Origin of the sequence: Nonomuraea sp. NPDC050478, assembly GCF_044458265.1 — a bacterium.
GTDB classification, from domain to species: Bacteria; Actinomycetota; Actinomycetes; order Streptosporangiales; family Streptosporangiaceae; genus Nonomuraea; species Nonomuraea ferruginea.
The window spans coordinates 919,913-943,247 of record NZ_JBITHT010000002.1 but is presented as its reverse complement, the minus strand read 5'-3'; the positions used below and the strand labels follow the sequence as shown (position 1 = coordinate 943,247).

At 71.2% G+C, this 23,335-nt stretch carries 20 protein-coding genes; 11 read left to right on the top strand and 9 right to left on the bottom strand.

The window, feature by feature from the left end:
- The first annotated feature begins 14 nt into the window (after positions 1-14).
- From ACIBF7_RS12380 to coaE, 4 genes are all read left to right on the top strand, one after another.
- Positions 15-1,112 carry a polysaccharide deacetylase family protein gene (locus ACIBF7_RS12380; RefSeq protein ID WP_397197111.1) on the top strand — a complete coding sequence of 366 codons (1,098 nt, stop codon included), beginning with the start codon at positions 15-17 and terminating at the stop codon, positions 1,110-1,112.
- Positions 1,113-1,315: 203 nt separating this feature from the next.
- Positions 1,316-2,794: a 30S ribosomal protein S1 gene (gene rpsA, locus ACIBF7_RS12375; RefSeq protein WP_148032607.1), complete on the top strand. Its 1,479-nt coding sequence runs from the start codon at positions 1,316-1,318 to the stop codon at positions 2,792-2,794.
- Between the two features lie 191 nt (positions 2,795-2,985).
- Entirely contained in the window at positions 2,986-3,432 is a 447-nt protein-coding gene (locus ACIBF7_RS12370; protein WP_397197110.1) for a GNAT family N-acetyltransferase, read from the top strand.
- A 20-nt stretch (positions 3,433-3,452) separates the two neighbouring features.
- Positions 3,453-4,055, top strand: coding sequence for a dephospho-CoA kinase (gene coaE / locus ACIBF7_RS12365; protein WP_397197109.1), 603 nt, complete (start codon positions 3,453-3,455; stop codon positions 4,053-4,055).
- On the opposite strand, the gene ACIBF7_RS12360 is transcribed toward coaE, so the two are convergent.
- Positions 4,052-9,637, bottom strand: a complete 5,586-nt coding sequence (locus ACIBF7_RS12360) for a TIR domain-containing protein (protein ID WP_397197108.1) — start codon at positions 9,635-9,637, stop codon at positions 4,052-4,054. The two genes, coaE and ACIBF7_RS12360, sit on opposite strands and share 4 nt — an antisense overlap.
- A gap of 58 nt (positions 9,638-9,695) precedes the next feature.
- Between ACIBF7_RS12360 and ACIBF7_RS12355 the strand changes: the two genes are divergently transcribed.
- Together ACIBF7_RS12355 and ACIBF7_RS12350 are read left to right on the top strand one after the other, a co-directional pair.
- On the top strand, positions 9,696-10,868 hold the full coding sequence (locus ACIBF7_RS12355) for an SLC13 family permease (RefSeq protein ID WP_261808658.1): 1,173 nt from the start codon (positions 9,696-9,698) through the stop codon (positions 10,866-10,868).
- A gap of 38 nt (positions 10,869-10,906) precedes the next feature.
- Entirely contained in the window at positions 10,907-11,350 is a 444-nt protein-coding gene (locus ACIBF7_RS12350; RefSeq protein ID WP_271278543.1) for a hypothetical protein, read from the top strand.
- Here the strand turns inward: ACIBF7_RS12350 and ACIBF7_RS12345 are convergent.
- The 5 genes from ACIBF7_RS12345 to ACIBF7_RS12325 form a co-directional block, all read right to left on the bottom strand.
- Positions 11,343-11,489: a hypothetical protein gene (locus ACIBF7_RS12345; protein WP_187281245.1), complete on the bottom strand. Its 147-nt coding sequence runs from the start codon at positions 11,487-11,489 to the stop codon at positions 11,343-11,345. The two genes, ACIBF7_RS12350 and ACIBF7_RS12345, sit on opposite strands and share 8 nt — an antisense overlap.
- Complete coding sequence (locus tag ACIBF7_RS12340) at positions 11,486-11,623, bottom strand: hypothetical protein (protein ID WP_187281244.1); 138 nt, start codon at positions 11,621-11,623, stop codon at positions 11,486-11,488. Before ACIBF7_RS12340 ends, ACIBF7_RS12345 begins: the two co-directional genes overlap by 4 nt.
- A 98-nt stretch (positions 11,624-11,721) precedes the next feature.
- Positions 11,722-12,522: an inositol monophosphatase family protein gene (locus tag ACIBF7_RS12335; protein WP_271278544.1), complete on the bottom strand. Its 801-nt coding sequence runs from the start codon at positions 12,520-12,522 to the stop codon at positions 11,722-11,724.
- 10 nt (positions 12,523-12,532) lie between these two features.
- Positions 12,533-13,150, bottom strand: coding sequence for a hypothetical protein (locus ACIBF7_RS12330; protein ID WP_148032601.1), 618 nt, complete (start codon positions 13,148-13,150; stop codon positions 12,533-12,535).
- Positions 13,147-14,208, bottom strand: a complete 1,062-nt coding sequence (locus ACIBF7_RS12325; protein WP_246639253.1) for a hypothetical protein — start codon at positions 14,206-14,208, stop codon at positions 13,147-13,149. The genes ACIBF7_RS12330 and ACIBF7_RS12325 overlap by 4 nt, the downstream gene beginning before the upstream one ends.
- 110 nt (positions 14,209-14,318) lie before the next feature.
- Here ACIBF7_RS12325 and ACIBF7_RS12320 point away from each other — a divergent pair, with 110 nt between their 5' ends.
- Positions 14,319-15,107: a bifunctional 2-polyprenyl-6-hydroxyphenol methylase/3-demethylubiquinol 3-O-methyltransferase UbiG gene (locus ACIBF7_RS12320; protein ID WP_219543464.1), complete on the top strand. Its 789-nt coding sequence runs from the start codon at positions 14,319-14,321 to the stop codon at positions 15,105-15,107.
- On the opposite strand, the gene ACIBF7_RS12315 is transcribed toward ACIBF7_RS12320, so the two are convergent.
- From ACIBF7_RS12315 to ACIBF7_RS12305, 3 genes are read right to left on the bottom strand one after another with little or no spacing between them, the layout of a single operon-like run.
- Positions 15,104-15,877, bottom strand: a complete 774-nt coding sequence (locus tag ACIBF7_RS12315) for a sporulation protein (protein WP_397197107.1) — start codon at positions 15,875-15,877, stop codon at positions 15,104-15,106. The two genes, ACIBF7_RS12320 and ACIBF7_RS12315, sit on opposite strands and share 4 nt — an antisense overlap.
- A 10-nt stretch (positions 15,878-15,887) precedes the next feature.
- Complete coding sequence (locus tag ACIBF7_RS12310; protein ID WP_397197106.1) at positions 15,888-17,126, bottom strand: SPFH domain-containing protein; 1,239 nt, start codon at positions 17,124-17,126, stop codon at positions 15,888-15,890.
- A complete protein-coding gene (locus tag ACIBF7_RS12305; RefSeq protein ID WP_148032598.1) occupies positions 17,123-18,688 on the bottom strand; it encodes an SPFH domain-containing protein in 1,566 nt (521 codons plus the stop codon). Before ACIBF7_RS12305 ends, ACIBF7_RS12310 begins: the two co-directional genes overlap by 4 nt.
- Before the next feature lie 143 nt (positions 18,689-18,831).
- Here ACIBF7_RS12305 and ACIBF7_RS12300 point away from each other — a divergent pair, with 143 nt between their 5' ends.
- Genes ACIBF7_RS12300 through uvrB form a run of 4 tightly spaced genes read left to right on the top strand, consistent with a single transcriptional unit; the run spans position 18,832 to position 22,987 of the window.
- Positions 18,832-19,746, top strand: coding sequence for an ABC transporter ATP-binding protein (locus ACIBF7_RS12300; RefSeq protein ID WP_397197105.1), 915 nt, complete (start codon positions 18,832-18,834; stop codon positions 19,744-19,746).
- Positions 19,743-20,597 (top strand): ABC transporter permease, encoded by an 855-nt coding sequence (locus ACIBF7_RS12295; RefSeq protein WP_397197104.1) that lies wholly within the window; start codon positions 19,743-19,745, stop codon positions 20,595-20,597. The genes ACIBF7_RS12300 and ACIBF7_RS12295 overlap by 4 nt, the downstream gene beginning before the upstream one ends.
- 14 nt (positions 20,598-20,611) lie before the next feature.
- Positions 20,612-20,845 (top strand): helix-turn-helix transcriptional regulator, encoded by a 234-nt coding sequence (locus ACIBF7_RS12290; RefSeq protein ID WP_148032597.1) that lies wholly within the window; start codon positions 20,612-20,614, stop codon positions 20,843-20,845.
- Positions 20,846-20,881: 36 nt separating this feature from the next.
- The gene (gene uvrB / locus ACIBF7_RS12285; RefSeq protein ID WP_148032596.1) at positions 20,882-22,987 is read left to right on the top strand and encodes an excinuclease ABC subunit UvrB; all 2,106 of its coding nucleotides are present in this window, start codon (positions 20,882-20,884) and stop codon (positions 22,985-22,987) included.
- Positions 22,988-23,335: the final 348 nt, after the last annotated feature.

Genomic DNA, 23,335 nt, shown 5'->3' with positions numbered 1-23,335 from the left:
GGTACGGGAGTTCTGTGCGGTCCACATCGTCCCAGGCGCGGCTCATCGGCTTGGCGAACGTCGTGGTCGTGGTGACGGCGATCATCGGGCTCCTGCTGATCCCCGGCGAGCCCGCCCCGCCACCCGCGGCGTTACCCCAGCGCGCCACGCCCGCGCCCACCGCGCCCACCACAGCGGTCACCGAGGCGACGCCGCCACCGGGAATCGTCGCCACGCCCGAGCTCGCCCGCGAGGTCAAGGCCAACGAGCTCGGCAAGATCCCGGTGATCATGTACCACCGGATCGTCAAGAAGCGGCAGGCGTCCATCGACCGCACCCCCGCCCAGTTCAGGAAGGAGCTGGACAAGCTCGCCCGGCAGGGGTACGTGCCGATCAGCGCCAGGGAGTTCGCCGCCGGCGACATCCGGGTGCCGGCCGGGAAGTTCCCCGTCGTGCTCACCTTCGACGACGGGCACCCCAGCCACTTCGGGCTCGACGTCCACGGCAACGTCAAACCCGACACGGCCGTGGCGATCATCCTGGAGACGGCGGCCAGATATCCCGACTTCCGGCCCGTGGCCACGTTCTGGATCAACCACACGCCGTTCGGCCTGCGGACCGAGCAGGAGCAGGCCGCGGCCGTCCGCTGGCTGGCCGGCAACGGGTTCGAGGTGGCCAACCACACCTGGGGCCACCCCAACCTCCGGGCCGTGCCCACGCGGACCGTCCGCAAGCAGCTCGCCAAGCTGGAGCGCCTGCTCGTCCGCCTGGGCGCCGGTCCGGCCAAGACCATGGCGCTGCCGTACGGGTCCATGCCGCGCAAGAAGAAGGCCGCGCGCTCCGGCGCGTGGGAGGGCACCCGATACGCCTTCGACGGGGTCTTCCTGGCCGGGGCGGAGCCGTCGCTTTCGCCGTACGCGAAAAAATTCGATCGTGGCGCGATCCAGCGGATCCAGAGCAACGGCAAGAAGGGAGAATGCCGCAAGTGGTGCTCGCAGCACTGGCTGGAGTGGCTGGACAAGCATCCCCGCGAGCGGTACGTCTCCGACGGCGACCCCGGCCGGATCTCCGTCCCGGCCCGACTTAGGGGTAATATCGGGGCCAAGCGCGGTCTCCTGATCAACAGCTACTAGATGTGGCGAATGTCCTGGCCGGATTGACCCCGCCGCTCTAGTCTCATATGCTGATCGCTGCGCTGTGGGCTCGCGCGCGCCTCAGACGGAGCGGGCTCGCGCTCGGTCTCGTCGATGTCGTAATTCCTCGGCTTGATGCGGAAGAGGGCCTGCCGCGCGTCCGCCACATCGACATCCTGTCCGCGTTCGGAGCAATTCCACACATGACGTCCAGCACTGAGGCCACCTCGAGCACCCCGCAGGTAGCGGTCAACGACATCGGGTCCGAGGAAGCCTTCCTCGCCGCGATCGACGAGACCATCAAGTACTTCAACGACGGCGACATCGTCGAGGGCACCGTCGTCAAGGTCGATCGAGACGAGGTCCTTCTCGATATCGGCTACAAGACCGAGGGAGTCATCCCCTCGCGTGAGCTTTCGATCAAGCACGATGTCGATCCGGCTGACGTCGTGGAGGTCGGCGAACACGTCGAAGCCCTCGTTCTCCAGAAGGAGGACAAGGAGGGCCGCCTGATCCTGTCCAAGAAGCGTGCTCAGTACGAGCGCGCCTGGGGCACGATCGAGAAGATCAAGGACGAGGACGGCATCGTCACCGGCACCGTCATCGAGGTCGTCAAGGGTGGTCTCATCCTCGACATCGGCCTCCGCGGCTTCCTCCCGGCGTCCCTCGTCGAGATGCGCCGTGTCCGCGATCTGCAGCCGTACGTCGGCCGCGAGCTCGAAGCCAAGATCATCGAGCTCGACAAGAACCGCAACAACGTGGTCCTGTCGCGCCGTGCCTGGCTGGAGCAGACGCAGTCCGAGGTTCGCCAGACGTTCCTCAACACCCTCCAGAAGGGCCAGGTCCGCAAGGGCGTCGTGTCCTCGATCGTCAACTTCGGCGCCTTCGTCGATCTCGGCGGCGTCGACGGTCTGGTCCACGTGTCCGAGCTGTCCTGGAAGCACATCGACCACCCGTCCGAGGTCGTCGAGGTCGGCCAGGAGGTCACGGTCGAGGTCCTGGACGTCGACATGGAGCGCGAGCGCGTCTCCCTGTCGCTCAAGGCGACCCAGGAAGACCCGTGGCAGCAGTTCGCCCGCACCCACCAGATCGGCCAGGTCGTGCCGGGCCGCGTCACCAAGCTGGTGCCGTTCGGCGCGTTCGTCCGGGTCGAGGAGGGCATCGAGGGCCTGGTCCACATCTCCGAGCTGGCCGAGCGCCACGTGGAGATCCCGGAGCAGGTCGTCCAGGTCGGCGACGAGATCTTCGTGAAGATCATCGACATCGACCTCGACCGTCGCCGCATCAGCCTGTCGCTGAAGCAGGCCAACGAGGGCGTCGGCGCCGAGGTCGAGTTCGACCCGACCCTCTACGGCATGGCGGCCACCTACGACGACCAGGGCAACTACATCTACCCCGAGGGCTTCGACCCGGAGACCGGGGAGTGGCTGGAGGGCTTCGACAAGCAGCGTGAGGAGTGGGAGCGGCAGTACGCCGAGGCCCAGACGCGCTACGAGGCCCACCGCAAGCAGATCGAGGAGGCTCGCAAGGCCGAGGCCGAGGCGGGCGAGGCGGCTCCCACGTCCTACGGCGAGCCGCAGGGTCAGCAGGGCGGCGGCCAGTCGGCCCCGGCCGGCGGCGCCCTCGCCTCCGACGAGGCGCTGGCGGCCCTCCGCGAGAAGCTCGCGGGCGGCCAGAGCTGATCTCCTGGTAGCACGTCACCGAGAAGGCCCCGCACGGCATCGTGCGGGGCCTTCTCGCGTGCGGACGCCGAGATCGCCCTGACGGCGGCGAGGAGACTCCCCGGCCCCTTCCCTCGGAGGACGTGCCGTCCGGGCGTCACGGGAGCTTTCAGGGGCGTGGGGAGGGCGGTGACGCGTGTAGGGTGCTCGGCGTGGAGATCCAGCGGGCCGGGGCGGAGGACGCCGGCGAGATCCTGACCCTCCAGCGCGCGGCCTACGTGAGCGAGGCCCAGCTCTACGGTGACCCGTACATCCCGCCGCTGGTGGAGTCCGTCCAGCAGGTCCGCAAGGCCATCGAGACCGGCCTCGCGCTCAAGGCCGTCGAGGCCGGGCGGATCGTCGGCGCGGTGCGCGGCGCCCTGTCGGGCACCACCTGCCTGGTGGGCCGGCTCGTCGTGGCGCCCGACCGGCAGGGGGAGGGGCTGGGGACGGCCCTGCTGCGGGCGCTGCACGACCAGGTGCCGGAGGCGACGGCGTTCGACCTCTACACCGGCCACCTGTCGGAGGGCAACCTGCGCCTCTACCGCCGCCTGGGCTACCGCGAGACCCGCCGCGAGCGCATGGACGATCACCTCACCCTCGTCCACCTGAGGCGCTGACCCACCGGTAGGCTGCCGCTGTGCTGAAGATTGGGCTCACCGGCGGCATCGGCTCGGGCAAGAGCGAGGTGTCCAAGAGGCTGTCCGCCAGGGGCGCCGTGGTCATCGACGCCGACAAGATCGCTCGCGAGGTGGTCGAGCCGGGCACCCCCGGCCTGGCCCGGGTGGTGGCGACGTTCGGCGAGGAGGTGCTCCGCCCCGACGGCTCGCTCGACAGGGAGAAGCTCGGCTCGATCGTCTTCGCCGACCAGGAGAAGCTGGCCGCGCTCAACGCGATCGTGCATCCCCTGGTGGGGGAGCGGGTCGCCCGGCTGCAGAGCGAGGCGCCCGACGACGCGATCGTGGTCTACGACGTGCCGCTGCTGGCCGAGAACGGCCTGGCGGGCATGTACGACGTGGTCATCGTGGTCGACGCGGCCGACGAGGTGCGCATCGCCCGCCTGGCCGACCACCGCGGCATGGCCGAGCACGACGCGAAGGCCCGCATCGCGGCCCAGGCGAGCCGCGAGGACCGGCTGGCCGTGGCCGACGTCGTGATCCCCAACGAGGGGTCGCTCGACGACCTGGACGCCCGGGCCGGCGAGGTCTGGGCCGAGCTGCTGGAGCGCGCCGCCCGGGGTTAGAACGGCGAGTCCAGCGGCACCTGGCGCACCCCCGGCAGGTAGGCGTCCAGCTCTCCCAGCTCGAACCTCGACATGCCGACGACGTGCCAGAACTGCCCCGCCGTCTCGCCGTGCACCTTGTAGCGCCCGTCGGGGGCGAGCGCCGCCCAGCCCTCCGGCAGCCCGAGCAGCGTCACCAGCCGCTCCGCGCCCTGCCACAGGATGACCGCCCCGTCGTCGCCCGCCGTGGCCAGCAGGTCGGAGACCGGGCTGAAGGCCACCGACCAGACCCGCCGCGCGTGCCCGTCCAGCCGGTGCAGCAGCCGCCCCGACTCCGCGTCCCACACCCGCACGGTCAGGTCGTCGCCGCCGGTCGCCAGCCGCTCTCCGGACGCGTCGAAGGCGACGCTCCACAGCCGGCCCCGGCCGCCGTCGAGGGTGTGCCGCAGCAGCGGATGCCACGGCTGGCCCGGCCGCAGCTCCCACACCAGGGCCCGGCCGTCGTTGCCGGCGCTCGCCAGCAGACGGCCCGACGACGAGAACGCCACCGCGTACACCCGGTCGGTGTGCCCGTCGAGGGTGGCCACCCGGCCGCCGGACTCCACGTGCCAGATCCGTACGCGACGGTCGTCGCACCCGGTGGCGACGTAGCGGCCGTCGGGGCTGAAGGCGATCGAGCGGACCCGGCCGCGGTGGTCGGCCAGGTTGGTGACCAGCCGGCCCGTGGAGCGCCACCAGACGCGCACGCTGTCGTCGTCGTTGGCGGTCGCCAGCATGGTGCCGTCGGGGCTGAACGCCTCGGCCCACACGTGGTCGGTCTCGGTGTTCAGCTCGCGCTCGTACTCGTGGGTCGTCACGTTCCAGAAGTGCACGCCGCCGTCGTTGCTGGAGGCGGCGAGCAGCGGGCCCGCGGGGGAGAACAGCGCGGAGATGAGCCGGTCGGAGGTGCCGGTGAACTCGGTCAGCTTCCGCCCCGTGCGCGTCTCCCAGATGCGGACCACGCCGTCGTTGCCGCTGGTGGCCAGCATCGTGCCGTCGGCGCTGAACCGTACGGAGGTGATGCGCCTGCCGTGGCCGCGCAGCACCCGCTGGCACTTGCCGGACACCGGGTCCCACAGCCGCACGGTGCCGTCGTTGCTGCTGGTGGCGAGCTGCCCGCCGTCGGGCCGCCACGCGAACGGCCACACCGAGCTGCGGTGACCGGTCAGCTCGGTGCGGTGCGGGCCGCCCACGGTCTGCAGCCGGACCACGCCGCCGGAGTCGCCGGTGGCGAGCGTGTGCCCGTCGGGTGAGAACGCCACCTGGTAGACGGCCGCCGCGTGGGTGGTGTGCAGGCCGCGGAACTCGCCGGACGTCTCCCACAGCCGCACGTCGCCCGAGGTGTCGCCGGTGGCCACCAGCGAACCGTCGGGGGAGAACGTGACGCAGTAGATGCTGCCCCGGTGGCCGGTGAGCGCGTGCCGCCGCTCCCACGTGCGGGTGTCCCACAGCCGCAGCGTGCCCGCCTCGTCGCCGGTGGCCAGCAACGCGCCGCCGGGGGCGTGTACGGCGCGGTAGACGCCGCCGCGGTGCCCGTCGAGCGTCGTGACGAGCTCTCCGGACGTGAGGTCCCACACCCGGACCACGCCCGCCGAGTCGCCCGTCACCAGCGCCGACCCGCCGAACGAGGCCGTGTAGACCGGGGCCTGGTGGCCGGCCAGCAGGTGGACGGACTCGCCCGTCGCGGTGTCCCACACCCGGACCACGCCGTCGCCGCCGCCCACCGCCAGCAGCTCGCCCGTCGGGCTGAGCCGCACCGGCCAGGCGCCGTCGGAGTGGCCGGTCAGCGTGCGCAGCCGCTCACCGGTCAGCGCGTCCCACAGCACCACGGTGCCGTCGCTCGCGCCGCTCGCCAGCAGGCCGCCGGCGAACGAGACCGCGTACACCCGCCCGGAGTGCCCCTGCAACGTGCGCACCGGCAGCCCGCCGACGCACAGCAGCACCCCGCCGTCGTCGTGGCCGATCGCGATCGTCGCCCCGTCGGGGCTGTAGGCGATCGGCTCGGGCAGCCGGCTGGTCTGGAAGTGATAGCCGTACGGGACCCCGATCTCGGCCGGCGCCAGCTGGGTCTCCACCGGCTGGCCGGGCACCACGGCGGCGCCCGGCAGGCGCGGGAGCGTGCCGCGCACGTCGATCAGCGCGGCCCGGTGCCAGCGGGCGCCGGACACGGCCGCGTCGCTCAGGTCGGTCCTGGCCAGCCGCGCCCCCGACAGGTCGGCGCCCGTCAGATCGGCGCCGGCGAGCACCGCGCCGTCCAGCCTGGCCCCGACCAGGCGGGCGTCGCGCAGCACCGCCCTGGACAGGTTGGTGCCGGCCAGCGTCGCCTCGGTCAGGTCGGCGCCGGTCAGATCGACCTCCCGCAGGTCTCTAGCCGACAGGTCCTCGCCCTTGAGGTTCGCGCCGCGCAGGTCGGCCCTGGCGGGGGTGCGCAGCCGGGCGGCGATCTTGACGGCGTTCGCCCTGGCCACGTCGTCGGCGGGCGGGTCGGCGACCCACGCGCGCAGCGCCCGCACGTCGGCCAGGTCGCACAGGAACTCCACGGTCAGCGCCGACAGCGGCCGCCGCGACAGCACCGCCGGCGCCTCCAGCGTCGCCGCGACGTGGCGGGCGATCAGCCACTCCATCACCGAGGCGTGGATGAACCCGAACATGCCCTCCTCGGTGCGGACCATCAGGCTGCCCGACCCCATCGCGTACGCGGTGTGCGCGGGGGTGAGCTGGCCGCCCGCCAGGTCGGCCAGCGTTTCGGCGATCTCGGTCAGCTCCTCGACGCCGAGCAGCGACTCGCCGGTCTCCCACAGCCGCAGCGCCAGCGCCGTCACCGCCTGCCACAGCTCGTCCTTGGTCAGCGCCGCCGCCGAGCCGGGCATCCTGGCCCGGTGCTCCTCGAAGGCCAGCCAGGCCTCCAGGATCTGCTCGTACAGCAGCGCCGGGCTGATCGTGTGGCGGGCCTCGGCGACCGTGCGCAGCCGCTCGGCGTCCAGGTCGGCGATGAAGGTGAGCATGCGCGGGTTCCTGGCCAGCGCCAGCAGGTCCTCGATGCCCTCCATCAGCGACATGCGGGCGGCCGCCTCGTCCTCGCGGGCGAACCGGTTGTGCAGGTAGGAGCGGATCTGGTCGCGGGTGAAGTTCTCCAGCCCGAGCACCCGCCGCTGCGGCAGCACGCCCACCATCTCGCCGAGCGAGGTCAGCACCTGGCTGTGCGACTTGAAGTGTTGCGTGCGGCTGGCGACCACGATCTTCGCCTTGTCCTCCGCCGCGGCCAGCAGCGTCGCCAGGTGGTCGGCCGCCCGGTCGTAGGTGAGCCGGGTGACCAGCTCGTCGAACCCGTCGAACAGCAGCACGATCCGCCCCTGGCGCAGCAGGTAGCGGAACGCCTTCAGGTCGATGACCTCCTCGCCGTGGTTGGCCAGGTGGGCCGCCACCAGCCCGTCGACCGAGTGGGACTTGTCCAGGGCGCGCAGCTCGATGAGGATCGGCGTCAGGTGGGGCAGCTCGGCCGGGATGCGCCGGGCCAGCTCGCGCAGCGCGAACGTCTTGCCGTGTCCGAAGTCGCCGAGCAGCAGCAGGAACCGGCCGTGGTCGGCCGACAGCAGCCGCATCAGCTCGTCGGTCAGGCCCGGCCTGACCTGGCCGCCCGGCCGGTCGAGCTCGCGGTAGCGCTGCGGCACGTACAAGTCGGGCGGGTAGCGGCGGTCGGTGGTCAGCCTGGCCGTCTGCTCGGCCACGTAACCGGACAGGTCGAGCAGGCCCTGGAACTCGGTGAAGCTGCGCAGCCGCACCCCGCGCCGCATCAGGTCCTCACGCAGCGCGCGTGGCGGGGGCGGCCCCTGGTAGACCAGCTCCGCCGCCAGCTCCGTGGCGTGCGCCTGCCGCACGAAGGCCGTCGCGTCCTCGGCCGTCAGGTCGCCGACGTGGGCGCCGATCATCGTCTGCCGGACGAACCCGTCCTCAGGATGGGTGACCACCAGGTGGTCGCGCAGCCGGCGGACCCTGGCCCGCTCGTGCCTGGCCTCGCACACCTCGGTGATCCGGTCGAGCAGCAGGTCGACCGGGCTCGGCTGGCGCCCGTCGGGCTGTCCGGGCCCGGCCGGCGGGGCGGGCAGCCGCGCGGGGGGCGTCTCGCCCGCGAACGTGGCGCGGGCGGCCCGCCAGGCCCTCGGGGACCGTTCCGGCTCGCCGCCGTCGGGCAGCCACATCCTGACGCCGCCGGAGGTGATCTCCACGACGTGGTGGCGGCCGGAGCGCGGCGCGGCGACCGCGAGCTCGCCGCCCTGCCCGCCGCCCTGGAAGAGCAGGTTGAGCCGGTGCGCCAGCAGCCGGTCGTACGCGGGCGCGTCGTGCAGCGCGTCGGGCGGATGGCCCAGCACGCCGAGCCGCAGCCACGCCCGCTCCTCGTAGGGGCGCAGCCGCTCGGCGAACCAGGCCGCCTGCGCCTCGCCCAGCATCGCGTACGCGTCGCGCTCGAGATGACTCATGGCCATGGTCGAGTTGAGCCCGGCCACCACCACCTTCAGATCGGGCACCTCGAACAGGGTCCACGGCTGCCCGCCGTCGAACACCCGGTCGTCCAGCCCCTGGTAGACCTCCTCGAACAGGCCGGCGAAGTGGCGCCACTTCGGCCAGTAGGGCGGCTGCGGGCGCACGTCGTCGGCCTCGCACGTCATGAAGTAGGCGCTGGCCGCGGCCTTCGTCACGTCGCGCGGCCCCGGCACGATGACCAGCCGGTGCGGCTCCAGCCCGATCAGCATCCGCAGGTCGGTGACGAACCGGGTGGCCTGCCCGAACTGGCCGAGGGTGCCCGACTCCGTCAGGTCGCCGCTGACCACCATCAGGTCGGGCCGCGGCATCCCCCGGTCGTACATGGAGGTCAGGTCGGCCCAGATGCGCGCCTGCATGTCTTCCGGCGTGAACGGCTCACCGGGGTCGGGCAGCGCCCGGCCGAAGCGCGGACCGCCGATGTGGAGCACGCTGACGGACTCGCGCGCCGGATGCGGGCCCGTGGCGGGCGGGAACTTCGGCGCCGACACCGGCGTGCGGCGCGCCCTGGACCGCTCGCCGGGCGGCGGCAGCGAGGGCACGGGGCCGGCGACCGTCCTCGTGCCGGTGGGGAACGCCGGCGCGGCCTCCGGCTTGGCCCGGCCCGCCAGCGCCTCGCGCACCCGTCCGAGCAGCAGCGCCCTGGCCTGCCCCGCGTCGGTGACGCCCAGCAGGTCGACCCAGGTGATCGTGGACAGCAGCCCTTCGAGCCGCACGTCCTCCAGCCGGATCGTGATCAGCTTGTTGGACGGGTTGTCGGGATCGGCGCGGAGCGCCGCCTGCCACTCCATCCGCCCGTAGCGCGAGCTCAGGTAGTTGCGCGAGAGCACGGCCACGACCAGCCCGGCCTCGCTGACCCCGCGGTCCATGAAGTCGATGAAGTTGGTGCCGGGCACGAAGTCCCATGCCTGGATCATCGTCCGGTAGCCGGCCGCCTCCAGCTCCCAGGCGATCCAGGTGGCCCACGCCGTGTCGGCGGGGGAGTAGCTGACGAAGATCTGGGTCGGCCTGCCGTCACGCGCCATCCGTCCAGTATCACGCGTGGGATCGGCCTTTCGCAGCCCGTGTGCGATCATCGTCCTCGTGTTGCGTCGTCTTGGCGTGCTCGACTGGATCAGGATCGGGCTGCTCGCGCTCGGCCTGCTCTTCGTGGCGACCGGCCTGCTCCCGCTGCCCGACGCCGCCGAGAGCCTGGCGGAGATCGGGCCGCTGCTGGTCTTCCTGGTCGGCATCATCGTGCTCGCCGAGCTGACCAAGGAAGCCCAGGTCTTCGACGCCATCGCGGCCAGGGTGGCGGTGCTCGGCCGCGGGAACTACGTCGCGCTCTTCCTGCTCTGCACTGCCTTCGCGTCATTTATCACGATATTTTTGAATCTCGATACGACTGCCGTCCTCCTCACCCCCGTCATGCTCGCCCTGGCGTCCCGGGCCCGCATCGCCGCCCTGCCGCTGGCCATGACGACCATCTGGTTCGCCAACACCGCGAGCCTGCTGCTGCCGGTGTCCAACCTGACCAACCTGCTCGCCATGGACGAGATCGGGCTGTCGCCGCTGGAGTTCGCCGCCCGCATGTGGGCGCCCCAGCTCGTCTCGATCGTGGTGACGATGGCGTTCCTGTGGGCGTTCTTCTGGCGCCGCGGCGAGCGGCGTGAGCTGCGCTACACCCCGCCCGTGCTGCAGCCGGTCGGCGACCGCGTGCTGTTCGGCGCCGCCTCGGCCGCGTGCCTGCTGTTCATCGTGGCCCTGCTGGCCCGGGTGGAGGTCGGCGTCGCCGCGGTCGCCGCGGCGCTGGTCGTGGTGGTCGCCTTCGCCGTGCGCGACCGCGCCCGGCTCACCTGGGGGCTGGTGCCCTGGCAACTGCTCGTCTTCGTGACCGGGCTGTTCCTGGTGGTGCCCACGCTGAGCCGCTACGGGCTGGCCGACCTGATGAACTGGCTGCTCGGCACGGACCGCGACCCGTACAGGACAGCCGCCGTCGGCGCCGGTCTGTCCAACGTCATCAACAACCTGCCCGCGTACAAGGCCGTGGAGGAGGTCATCCCGCCCGGCGACCGCGGCCAGCTGTTCGCCCTGCTCGTCGGCACCAACGTGGGGCCGGTGATCACGCCGTGGGCGTCGCTGGCCACGCTGCTCTGGTTCGAGTCGTGCCGCCGCCACGGCCTGCGGGTGCCGATGCGCCGCTTCCTGCTCACCGGGGCCGGTCTGGCCGTCGTCGGGCTGGTCACCACCACGTGGGCGCTGGTGACTTTCGGATAGTCCCGAACGAGCCGTCAAGGTCCGCGACAATGGGCGCCATGCCCGAATCGCGAAAGATGACCATCGCAGCGCTCGCCATGATCATGGCGCTGGCGGGTTGCGGCGGCGCCACCGACGCCTCCGCCCCCTCGGAAGCGGTGCCCTCCACGGCGTCCGCCGACACCCTCCCGGCCACGGACGACGCCTCCGCCCTGGCGGTGCGCCAGGTCAAGCTGGAAGTGCTCGGCAAGGGCACCTCCGCCCAGCCGATCGTCTACCACCTCGACACGAACGGCACCGAGAACGACGCGGACCTGCCCTGGTCGAGGACCGCCGAGATCGAGCTGACCGCCGCCGAGCAGAAGGCCGGCCGGCTGATCACCCTCGTGTCAGGGTCCGTACGGGACGCGAACGGCCAGTTCCAGCCCGCCGCCTGCCGGATCACCGTGGACGGCGAGAAGGTCGCCTCCGGCAAGGGCACGTGCGAGCACCTGCTCAAGTAGTGCGCCGGAGCTTCACCGGCCGGGGAGGGCGGCGGCGCCTGCGGCGCTCGTCCTCCTCCGGAACCTGCTCCGACGGGCGCGGCCCCACCACGACCGCGAACCACGGATGGGCCCAGTCCTTCCCCCGCTCATTGGTCATGCCGTCACCAGCCGATTCCGGAAGGCGGCCGCACGGATCCGCTCGGGGGTAAAGGCGTCGGACGGTTGCGCAGCGGAGGCGAAGAGCACCCGCGCCGGCTCGCTTACGGTCACATCGGTCAGCATGGTCGCCATGGTGATCTCTCCTTTCCCTGCGGTGCCGCTTCCAAGCACCCTCTTCATCGACATCGACGGCAGACGGAAGTCATCGACCTTCCCACCTCGCCGGATCGTCAGCTGACAAGGGCCAGCAGGCCCGGCAGGGCCTTGGGGTGCGCGGCCACGAAACTGCGATCTCCGGCGCCGCCGTCGATGCTCTCCTCGAACGGCCCGCCGTCGAGCGCCCGGATCTCGATGCCCGCCTCCTGGGCGATCAGCGCCCCGGCCGGCAGATCGATCGCCTCCGCGCGGTAGCCGACGATGCCGTCGATGTCGCCACGGGCGAGCATCACCCACTGCAGCAACGGGGCCCACAGCTGCAGCACTCGTCTGGCGCTCAGCTCCAGGGCCGACTTCAGCAGGCACGCTCTGGCGTCTTGCCTGCTCACAGCATACCCCTGGGTCCAAGCCAGGAGCGGCCCGTGCGGAGAGGGCCGGTAGGACGCCGACAGCCGCGACCCCGACGGGGCCAGCGCGCCGCGGCCCTGGATCGCCGACCACGTCCGCGCCGTCACCGGGTCGTGCACCACGCCGAGCACCGGCCGGCCGACCCGGCACAGCGCCAGCCCGACCACGTAGGCGGGCAGGCCGATGGCCACGTTGTTGGTGCCGTCGAGCGGGTCGACCAGCCACGTCCACTCGCCGCCCGAGGCGCCCAGCAGGCCCGACTCCTCGGTGATCACCGAGTGTGACGGGAACGCCGTCAGGATCCGGCCGGCCAGGAGCTCCTCCGACGCCAGGTCGAGATCGGTGACCACGTCGCCGGCGTCGCCCTTCTGGCGCACTCCGACCTCGCCTCGGGTGCCGTCCAGGAGCAGCGCCCCCGCGGCCTCGGCGGCCTCGACGGCGACCGCGCGGGCGTGATCCAGATCCATCGGGAACCCCTCAGCTCAGGTGGGCGGCTATCAGTCGGACGGCCAGCGCCGTCTCCGCGGTGTCGAGCGCCTGCCTCGGCACGTGGTGGCCGCCCGTGCGGAGCGGGCCGAGCGACAGGTCGCGGCTGCCCGGACGGCTCCGGCCGAGCGCGATCGTGGCGGTCTCCCCGCCCTCGGGGACGACGCTGCTGTGGAAGCGTCCAGACGGCAGCGTGTAGGTGTCGCCGGGCCCGAACACCTCCACCAGGCCGGTCTCGTGACGGACGGTGCGCGGGGTGGGAGAGATGCGGTCGCCGCCCGGCCCGCTGACGACCTCGAACACCCGGTGCGTGGCGTCGTGACCCGCGTCGGTCACCACGGCGTGCACGTTGCGCACCTGGCCGTAGAGTACGTGGCTGACCAGGTCCCAGCTGTGGCAGTGGATCTGCGAGGTGGTGCTGCGCGCGGGCGCCAGCGAGTCGGACCACAGATGGATACATACCCCCTCGCCGCCGTCGCGCTCCAGCGGCAGGCAGACGAATCCGAGCGGGTGGCGCACGCCGCGCAGACCGTCACCGGAGATCGCCGCCAGAGCCCAGGCCCTGGCCTCGCCGCGCGCGAGCCGCTGGAAGACGCCGCCGTAGCTCATGGGACCGCCGTCTCCCGCAGCGGCTCGCCATAGGGGTCGACCGCGCGCAGCGCCTTGCGGGCGATGTCGACGACGTCGCGGCCGTTGTAGGTCTTGGGCAACGGCACGCCGATCCGCTCGAACAGGTCCTGCACCTCCTCGATCGTGGGCTCGTCGCCGAGCTGCACGCTCCGGTACTTGTCCAGCGGGACCCGGCGCGCCTGCTCGAAGCTGAGCCGCAGCTCGGTGTCGCAGTTCTCGTAGTAGAAGGTGCCGGCCAGCGCCGTCATCGCGCGGTTCGGGTCCTCGACCGTCATGATGAGGCGGCTGCTGGACAGGTCCCAGCGGAACGTGGTCATCGTCGACGACAGGCCCACCCCGATGTCGAGCAGCCCGTAACGCTGCCGGTGCCAGAACGCCGCCAGGATGGTCGCGTACGACTCCTTCCTGACCCGGTCGGTGGTCCACCGCTCGCCGGTGCCGTCGGGCAGGTCGGACAGCGACCGCCGGTAGTGCGCGTACGTCTCGCAGACCTCGACGTCGGCCGGGTCGATCACCTCGATGCGCACGGTCAGGTGGCGCTTGTCGCGGCGGGCGGCCGCCACGCACGCGGGCAGGGTGACGGCGCGCAGGTAGGTGCCGGTGCCGCCCTTGAAGCTCCACCGCGTGGTGTCCTCGCGCGCCTCGGCGTGCGCCTGCGCGATCTCCTGCGAGCTGCCCAGCACCCGGACGAGCTGCAGCGCGTCCAGCGCCTTGCGGGTACGGTCGACCAGCGACTCGATCTGCTCCAGCCGGTCGAGCCTGGTCGGCAGCCGGCCGAGCACGTCGGAGGTGATGGCCTCCATCGGCGCCTGGCGGGCCCGGTCGCGCAGCAGCGCGGTGGCCACCAGCGCCAGGATCACCAGCGTCGCGGCGCTGACGAGCTGCGTCTGCACGGTGGCGCCGTTGTCGCCGAAGATCTCGTCGGGCATGATGCCGAGCACGCCCACCACGACGGCCAGCAGCAACGCGATGGCGACGTCGGCGTTCTGGACCGCCCACGGCGCGATCCGTTTCAACGCCCCCACGAACCGTGCCATCGCTGCCCCGTCCGACGAACAGTCAGTCCCGCCGTCATGGTAACGACGCTGCCAGGCCAGGGGCTAGCACAGGGAAAGCGCGTCCCCCGTACCGTTTAAGATCGACGGCCATGACCATCGACCCGGAGACCCTTGGCTACTACGAGCAGGGCGGCGAAGTGACCCGGCTCCGTGAGGGCGTCGGGCGGCTGGAGTTCTGGCGTACGCAGGACGTGCTGCGCCGGGTGCTGCCGCCGGCTCCCGCCAGGGTTCTCGACGTGGGGGGCGGTACGGGCGTGCACGCGGAGTGGCTGGCCGCCGACGGCTACGACGTGGAGCTGATCGACCCGGTGCCGCTGCACGTGGCGCGGGCCGAGCGGCTGCCTGGGGTCACCGCGCGGCTGGGCGACGCCCGCGCGCTGCCCGCGCCGGACGGCGGGGCCGACGCGGTGGTGCTGCTCGGGCCGCTCTACCACCTGACCGAGCGCTACGACCGGGTGCGGGCGCTGGCCGAGGCGCGCCGGGCGGTGCGGCCCGGCGGGGTGGTGGTGGCGGCGTTCATCAGCCGTTTCTCCGGGTTGCACGACGGGTTCGCCCGCGGCTTCGCGCTGCGGCCGGAGCATCTGGCGGCCGAGTACCACGCCGCGGACACCGGGCTCATGGTGTCCCCTCGGGAGGGCGGGTTCCGGGGCTTCTTCCACGACCCCGACGAGATCATCGGGGAGTTCGCCGACGCCGGGCTCGCCGAGCCCGTCCGGTACGGGCTGGAGGGCGCGTTCTGGCTGTACGGCGACATCGACGTGTGGCTGGACGACGAAGGGCGGCGCGAGCTGCTGCTCGACGCCGCCCGTCGGCTCGAATCGGTGCCGTCACTGCTGGGCGTGAGCGGCCACCTGCTGGCGGTGGCCAGGAAGGGCTAGAACCAGCCGCGCCTGCGCGCCATCGACTCCAGGCCGCGCTGGAGGGCCTGCTCGACGCCCGCCGGGTGCTCGTCGTAGCGGACGGTGAAGCGGTTGTAGGTGTCCTGGCCGGCACGCAGGAAGCCGTCGCGCTGGTCGGCCTCCAGGATGACGTCCATCTGCCGCGGGCCGGCGATGAACGTCAGCTCCAGCTCGTTGAAATGGCGCCGCCACGAGCCGCCCGCGTAGTACTCGATCTCCTGGAAGAACGGCATCGTCGACCCGTGCAGCGTGCCCCGCTCCAGGTCGGCCTTCTTGAACCGGAAGCCGAGCCGGTCCAGCGCGGCGAGCACGTGGTCCTGGGCCGGGAGCGGGTTGACGAACAGCGGGTCCAGGTCGCCCTTGTCGAGCGCGCCGGCGAGCGCGAGCTCGGTGTGCACCCCGAGCCGCATGCCGTGCAGCGGGTGGCCGCCGATCGCGCTGATCGGCGTCTCCCACGGCACCAGGAGCTCGAACGGCTGCCGGTGCTCGGCCTTGGCCGCCAGCTGCAGCGGGCCCGACACCTGCTGGCGCAGGAAACTGTAGGTCGTCTTGTACTCGCTGTCGCCGGACTCGACCTCCACCACGGCCGTCAGGTCGACGGTGATGGCCTCCACCTTGTAGTCGGAGCCGCCGCCGCGGAAGTGGACCATCCCGCGCAGCGGTTCGCCAGGGCGGACGCTGGCGTTCGACAGGACCGTGTCTACCTCGACGCCCGCGCCGAACGCGGCCATCAGCTTGCGGAACACCATGGGGGTTCTCCTATGTGGTGGGTGGTTGTGCCCCGAGGCTCCTGCCGTTGGCCGAGATCCGGGGGAGCAACTGGGCCAGCAGAAGCGTGGACAACGCGGAGTCGCCGCCGCCCTGCTGGGTGCGGACCACCAGCGGCTGCGGGGCCTTCTCCGCGAGGGTGGCGCCCACGTCGAGGCGCCTGCGGGCGAGCTCGTACTGGAGCACGGCCCGGTTGTCGCGGTAGGAGTCGGCCAGCCGGCGCAGCGCCTTGGCCTCGTTCTCGGCGGCGGTCAGCTCGGCGCGGCCGCGTGCCTCGATCTCCCAGCGCACCCGCTGCGCCTCGGTCTCCTGCTCCTCCAGCATCCGGGCCACGTCCTTGCGCGCCGTGTTGTGCGCGGCCTTGACCTCGACCACGCGGGCGTCGCGGGTCTTCTTGGCCCGCTCGATCTCCATGAGCAGGGTGTCGATGCGGCGCTTGCGGGTCAGCTCCCACTCGCGCTCGTACGCCTGCAGCTCCTTGGCCACCTTCTCGCGGGTGGACAGGTGCTGCTGGTACTGGTCGGGCAGTTGCACGTCGGGGATGTTGGCGCCGGTGACGCGCACCCCGTAGCGGCCGAGCTGGCGGTTGAGCGCGTCCTGCATGTCGCCCACGTCCGAGCCGCGCAGGTCGTAGGCCCGCTCGGTGTTCACCCTGCGGCTGCGCTGCCGGATCGCGTCCTGCACGGCGCTGGACAGCACCAGGTCGAAGTTGCCGGCGCCGATCGTGCGGACGAACGCCACCGGGTCCACGATGCGGAACTTCAGGAAGAACTCGATCGACTTCAGCGGCACGTTCTCCGCCGTCGGGCAGGCCACGATCGGCGCCGAGTACGGGATCTCGGTCGAGGTGTCGACGACCGCGTCCACCCGGTCCCAGGGCAGCCAGAGGTAGTGCCGGCCGGGAGGCAGCGTGGAGACGATCGCGCCCCAGCGGCTGCGCACCCCGGTGGTGCCCTCCTCGATCTCGATGATCGCCCGCCGCCACATCGTGAGCAGCGCGACGACCAGGAATAACAGCGCGGCCAGCGCGGCGAGGACGGTCCAGTCCGTCAGCACCGCCATGCCGGCGAAGTAGACGGCCAGGAAGATCAGGATCATCCAGCTGAAGCCGCGCCGGTCCTTGGGGATGACGACGGGCACGAGCTGGCCCTGCTCGCCGCCGCGCAGCAGCTGGCGGATCTCCGACCAGGACGCCAGCGACTCCTTGATCTTCGAGAACTCGCGGCTCATCGCTCGACCTCCGTGGTGATCTCCAGGTCCGGGGCTTCCGTGACCTCGTCGGCGACCCGCTTCAGCAGCGCGTTGATCTCCGCCTCACGACCGGACACGCGGGTGCCGATCTGCTGCAGCCTGACGCGGATGGCGGCCATGTCCTCGGGCGTGAACAGCACCGCCTCCTTGCCGCCGACCAGGCTCTGGGCCAGCTGGAGGAAGTCGATGTCGCTCTGCTCGCCGACGTGCACCACCTGCGGCAGCCGGTTCGCGACCGACTCCAGCTTGTCCAGCAGGTCCTGCTGGAAGCGGTAGTCGAGGATCTCCGGCGCCTCGGCCGCGCTCAGCGCCCGGATGTCCAGCGCCTGCGCCTCCAGCAGCGCCGAGTTGGCCTTGGCCTCGGACTCGGCCTCGACCAGGCGCTGCCTGGCCTGAGCGGTGGCCTGGTGGGTGGCCCGCTCCAGCGCGGTGTCCATCCGCGCCTGGTAGCCGGCGATCTCAGCCTGGATGGCGCTCAGCGTCTCCTGCAGCCCGGCCAGCTCCTTGACCAGGTCGCCCTCGTTCTGCTCCTTGCGCAGGTTGAGCTCGTACTCGTAGGTGTAGGCCTCCTTGGCCACCCGGACCATCTCGGGGGCGGCCAGGTCCATGCGGTACTCCTGGCTGGAGGGCTCGGCGTGGGTGATGTTCACGTCCGTGAGCCGCACCGCGGGCAGGAACTGCTGGTTCAGGCTGTCGAGCATGCCGTGCGTGCTCTCGCCGACCAGGTCGTAGATCTCCTCGGCGCGCTGGGCGTAGATGAGGGAACGGGTGACCTCGCTGATGGCGTTCTGGAGCTTGGACTGGAAGCCGCTCACCGAGCCGAGCACGAAGATGAACTCGGCCGGGTTCTCGATCCTGAACTGCAGGAACAGGTCGACGCTGGCCTTGACGCCCTGCTGGGTCGGCGCCTCGCTGATGGGCGCGTTGAAGGGGTACTCGCGGGTGGTGTTGACGATGTAGCTGACCCGCTTCCACGGGTTGAACAGCGTCACCCGGCCCGGGTCGGCGATGTGCACCAGCTTGCCGAACTGGGTGATCAGCGCCTTGCAGCCCTCCGGCACCATCACCACGCTGCGCCGCCACCACAGGAACGCCGCGGCCAGGACCAGGACCACCCAGTAGTGGGGGCCGAAGAACAGGTCGGTGTTCGGGATGACGTTGCCGAGCGCGCCGATCAGGCCGAGCGCCACCAGGATGACCAGGGGGACGACGACCTTGGCGGTGCCGCTCTTGGGGATCACCACGGGCGAGATGACGTGCATGCCGTTCTCGGCGAAGCTGCGGTTGACGATCTCGCCGGCCTCGTTGAGCGAGGCGGTGCGCGCCTCGATCAGCGTGCCGACCGACACGCCGCCGTCACGGGCGGCGGCGAAGTCGTGCGGGTTGAGCGCGAACCCCTGGACCTGGTTGGTGTATTGCCCGGACTGCTGGACGACCTGGCCCATGGCCTGTCCGACAGCCTGACGTACGTTTCCTCCTTGGGCGACCGCTTGGGCTACGCCCTGGCCCGCCTGCCTCAGGGCCTCTCTGGGTCGTGACATGAAACCTTCCTCTTCCGCTACAAGCGAATTCAGACCGTATCGGGTGAGGCTTGCCATCTGCTTGCAAAGCGGTGTCGTACGTCTATTGCCAGAAGTAGTAGTCGTGCTATGAATGTAGTAGTCCTACTACATCGGAGGGGGTCATGAGCACCATCAGAGAACTGGACGGTGACCTCAATGTGACGAACGAGGGCACCGCGATCGAGGTCAGTGGCCTGCGCATGGCGTACGGCGACAAGGAGGTGCTGCGGGGCGTCGACTTCGCCGTCGCGCCCGGCGAGGTGATCGCCCTGCTCGGGCCGAACGGCGCGGGCAAGACCACCACGATCGAGATACTCGAAGGCTTCCGGATCCCCTCCGGCGGCCGGGTGCGGGTGCTCGGCACCGAACCGGCGCGCGGCGGCGAGGCGTGGCGGGCCAGGATCGGCGTGGTCCTGCAGTCCTGGCGCGACCACGGCCGCTGGCGGGTGCACCAGCTCCTGCACCATCTGAGCCGCTACTACGTGCCGTACGCGAAGCCCGGGCGGCTGCCGCTCGACACGGCCGACCTGATCGAGGCGGTCGGCCTCGGCAAACACGCCGGCCAGCGCGTCAGCCGGCTCTCCGGCGGCCAGCGGCGCCGCCTCGACGTCGCCATCGGCATCGTCGGCCGCCCCGAGGTGCTCTTCCTCGACGAGCCGACCGCCGGCTTCGACCCGCAGGCCAGGCGCGACTTCCACGACCTCGTGCACCGCCTGTCGGACCTGGACGACACCACGATCCTGCTCACCACGCACGACCTCGACGAGGCTGAGAAGCTCGCCGACCGCATCCTGATCCTGGCCGGCGGCAAGATCGTCGCCGACGGCAGTCCCGACAGCCTGACCCGCCAGGTCTCCCGCGACGCCCAGGTGCGCTGGAGCCGCGACGGCGAGCACTTCGTGCACGCCACCGACGACGCCACCGCCTTCGTCCGCGGCCTGTTCGAGCAGCACGGCAGCGGGATCACCGACCTGGAGGTGCGCCGGGCCACCCTGGAGGACACCTACATGGCCATCGTCAAGAGGGAGGAAGCGTGAACCCCACGCTGCACGCCGCCCGGCTGGGGCTCACCCGCGGGTGGATGGAGTTCAAGCATCAGGTGACCAGCGCGCAGGACATGGGCTTCACCGTGGTCACCACCGCGGCCTTCGTCGTCGTGCTCTACTTCCAGCGCGACGCCACCCTGCCCGGCACCGACCTCTCCCTGGCGGCGGCCACGCTGCCCGGCCTGCTCGGCCTGATGATCCCGATCAACGCGCTCATGGGCGCGGTGGGCACGCTCTCCGTCGAGCGTGAGGACGGCACCCTGCTCAGGGCCAAGGCGCTGCCCCAGGGCATGGTCGGCTACCTCGTCGGCAAGGTCGTCGTGCTCTCGATATCCACCCTGGCCTCCCTGGTGGTGCTGCTCGTCGCCGGGCTGTTCCTCGTACCGGAGCTGGCCGGCACAGGGGTGGGCGGCTGGCTCACCATCGCCTGGATCACGGTGCTCGGCCTCCTGTCGGCGCTCCCTCTCGGCGCGGTCATCGGTGCCGTGGCCGGCAGCCCGCAGGCCGCCGGCGGGCTGGTGATGCTGACCGTCGGCGGGCTCACCGCGATCTCCGGGATCTTCTACCCGATCACCGCGCTGGCCGGCTGGCTGCAGGGCCTGGCCCACGTCTTCCCGCTCTACTGGCTCGGCCTCGGCATGCGCTCGGCGCTGCTGCCCGGCGCGGCCGCCGCCGCGGAGATCGGCGGTTCGTGGCGCCCGGTCGAGACCACGCTCGTGCTCGTCGCCTGGGCCGTGGCCGGGCTGGTGCTGGCCCCGCCGATCCTGCGCAGGATGGCCAGGCGCGAGTCCGGCTCGCTGATGGAGCAGCGCCGTCACCGCGCCATGCAGCGGATCGGCTGAGAAGATGGGCGACGATGAGCGAGAACGTCTACAACCGCATCGCCCTGCTGCGGGCCGAGCGTGGTGTCACCCGAAGGCAGCTCGCCGACGCCCTGGGGGTGCACTACCAGACGATCGGCTACCTGGAGCGCGGCGAATACAGTCCCAGCCTCTACCTGGCGCTGCGCATCGCCGGATACTTCGAGGTGCCCGTGGAGGTCGTCTTCTCCACCACGCCGTTCCCGCGCATCGGTGAGCGATCGGCCTGACGGTTTATGTCGGTGGCTGCGCCTACAGTGGGCAGTATGCGTCCGGTCACAGATTTGCAGCGGAAGGTGGCGCCGTTCGAGGTCGTCACCGAGATGACTCCCTCGGGCGACCAGCCGACGGCCATCGCCGAGCTGGAGCGCCGCGTCAAGGCCGGGGCCAAGGACAGCGTGCTGCTAGGCGCCACCGGCACCGGCAAGACCGCCACCATCGCGTGGCTCATCGAGCGCCTGCAGCGGCCCACCCTGGTCATGCAGCCCAACAAGACGCTCGCCGCCCAGTTCGCCAACGAGCTGCGCGAGATGCTGCCCAACAACGCGGTCGAATACTTCGTCTCCTACTACGACTACTACCAGCCCGAGGCCTACGTCCCGCAGAGCGACACCTACATCGAGAAGGACTCCTCGATCAACGACGAGGTCGAGCGGCTGCGCCACTCGGCCACCAACTCGCTGCTGACCCGCCGCGACACCGTCGTGGTCGCCTCCGTGTCCTGCATCTACGGCCTCGGCACGCCGCAGGAGTACGTCGACCGCATGACCCGGCTGCGCGTCGGCATGGACATCGACCGCGACCGGCTGCTGCGCCGCCTCGTCGACATGCAGTACACCCGCAACGACCTCGCCTTCACCCGCGGCACGTTCCGGGTCCGCGGTGACACCATCGAGATCATCCCCAAGTACGAAGAGCTCGCCGTCCGCATCGAGATGTTCGGCGACGAGATCGAGAAGCTGTCCACCATGCACCCGCTCACCGGCGAGGTCATCACCGAGGACGACGAGCTCTACATCTTCCCCGCCTCCCACTACGTGGCGGGCGAGGAGCGGATGTCCGCCGCCGTCGCCGGCATCGAGGCCGAGCTGGCCGACCGGCTCGCCGAGCTGGAGCGGCAGGGCAAGCTGCTGGAGGCGCAGCGGCTGCGCATGCGCACCACCTACGACATCGAGATGATGCGCCAGATCGGCACCTGCTCCGGCATCGAGAACTACTCGCGCCACATGGACGCCCGCGAGGCCGGCAGCGCGCCCAACACGCTGCTCGACTACTTCCCCGAAGACTTCCTGCTGGTGCTCGACGAGTCCCACCAGACCGTGCCGCAGATCGGCGCCATGTACGAAGGCGACGCCTCCCGCAAGCGCACCCTCGTCGACCACGGCTTCCGGCTGCCGTCCGCGCTCGACAACCGGCCGCTGAAGTGGGAGGAGTTCCTGGAGCGCATCGGGCAGACCGTCTACCTGTCCGCCACCCCCGGGCCCTACGAGCTGGGCCGGGTCAAGGGCGACGTCGTCGAGCAGGTCATCCGGCCCACCGGGCTGGTCGACCCCGAGGTCGTGGTCAAGCCGACCAAGGGGCAGATCGACGACCTGGTGCACGAGATCCGCGAGCGGGCCGAGCGTGACGAGCGGGTGCTCGTGACCACGCTGACCAAGAAGATGGCCGAAGACCTGACCGACTACCTGCTGGAGCTCGGCATCCGGGTCCGCTACCTCCACAGCGAGGTCGACACGCTGCGCCGCATCGAGCTGCTGCGGGAGCTGCGCAGCGGCGAGTTCGACGTGCTCGTCGGCATCAACCTCCTGCGCGAGGGGCTCGACCTGCCCGAGGTGTCGCTGGTCGCCATCCTCGACGCCGACAAGGAGGGCTTCCTGCGGTCCGAGACGTCCCTCATCCAGACGATCGGGCGGGCGGCGCGTAACGTGTCCGGGCAGGTTCACATGTACGCCGACAAGGTCACGCCGTCGATGGAGCGGGCCATCGACGAGACCAACCGGCGGCGGGCCAAGCAGGTCGCCTACAACAAGGCCAACGGCATCGACCCGCAGCCGTTGCGCAAGAAGATCGCCGACATCCTCGACTCGTTGCAGCGGGAGGACGCCGACACCCGGCAGCTCATGGGGGGTGGGCGGTCCCAGTCGCGGGGCAAGGCCCCGGTGCCGGGGTTCGCCGCCAAGGCGGGGCAGCATGCCAAGGCGATCGCGGGGGAGATGCCTCGGGCGCAGATGGAGTCGTTGATCGACTCGTTGACCGAGCAGATGCATCAGGCGGCTGCCGACCTGCAGTTCGAGGTGGCGGCTCGGCTTCGTGACGAGATCAAGGAGCTCAAGCGGGAGCTTCGGGACATGCGCGAGGCTGGGGTTCGCTGACTCTCGGCCTTTGTGCCGCTGCGGTGGGCGGGCGACCCGGCCTCGCGCGATTGCCCGGGGTCTGGTGGTCTTCGCCTTCGGCGTGGGCCGGGCGCGGGGGTACCTGGCACGGTCTTAACTCGGCCGGGTCGCCCGCCCACCTCCGCTTGCCCCTCTCCGTCCGTCCGGACTCGCGCCGTAGTGGTGGTTGCCGCTTTTGCGGCTGCTTCGCCGCCGATGCTGAAGCTCTGGCTCACCTCGTGCTCGGGTGCCCGCCGTAGCTGAAGCTTCGCTTTCCGGGCCATGTGAGCGCTGGTCGCCGTAGCTTTCCGGGCTCCGGTACGGTCAGCCGCGGCGTTTTTGCGCCGG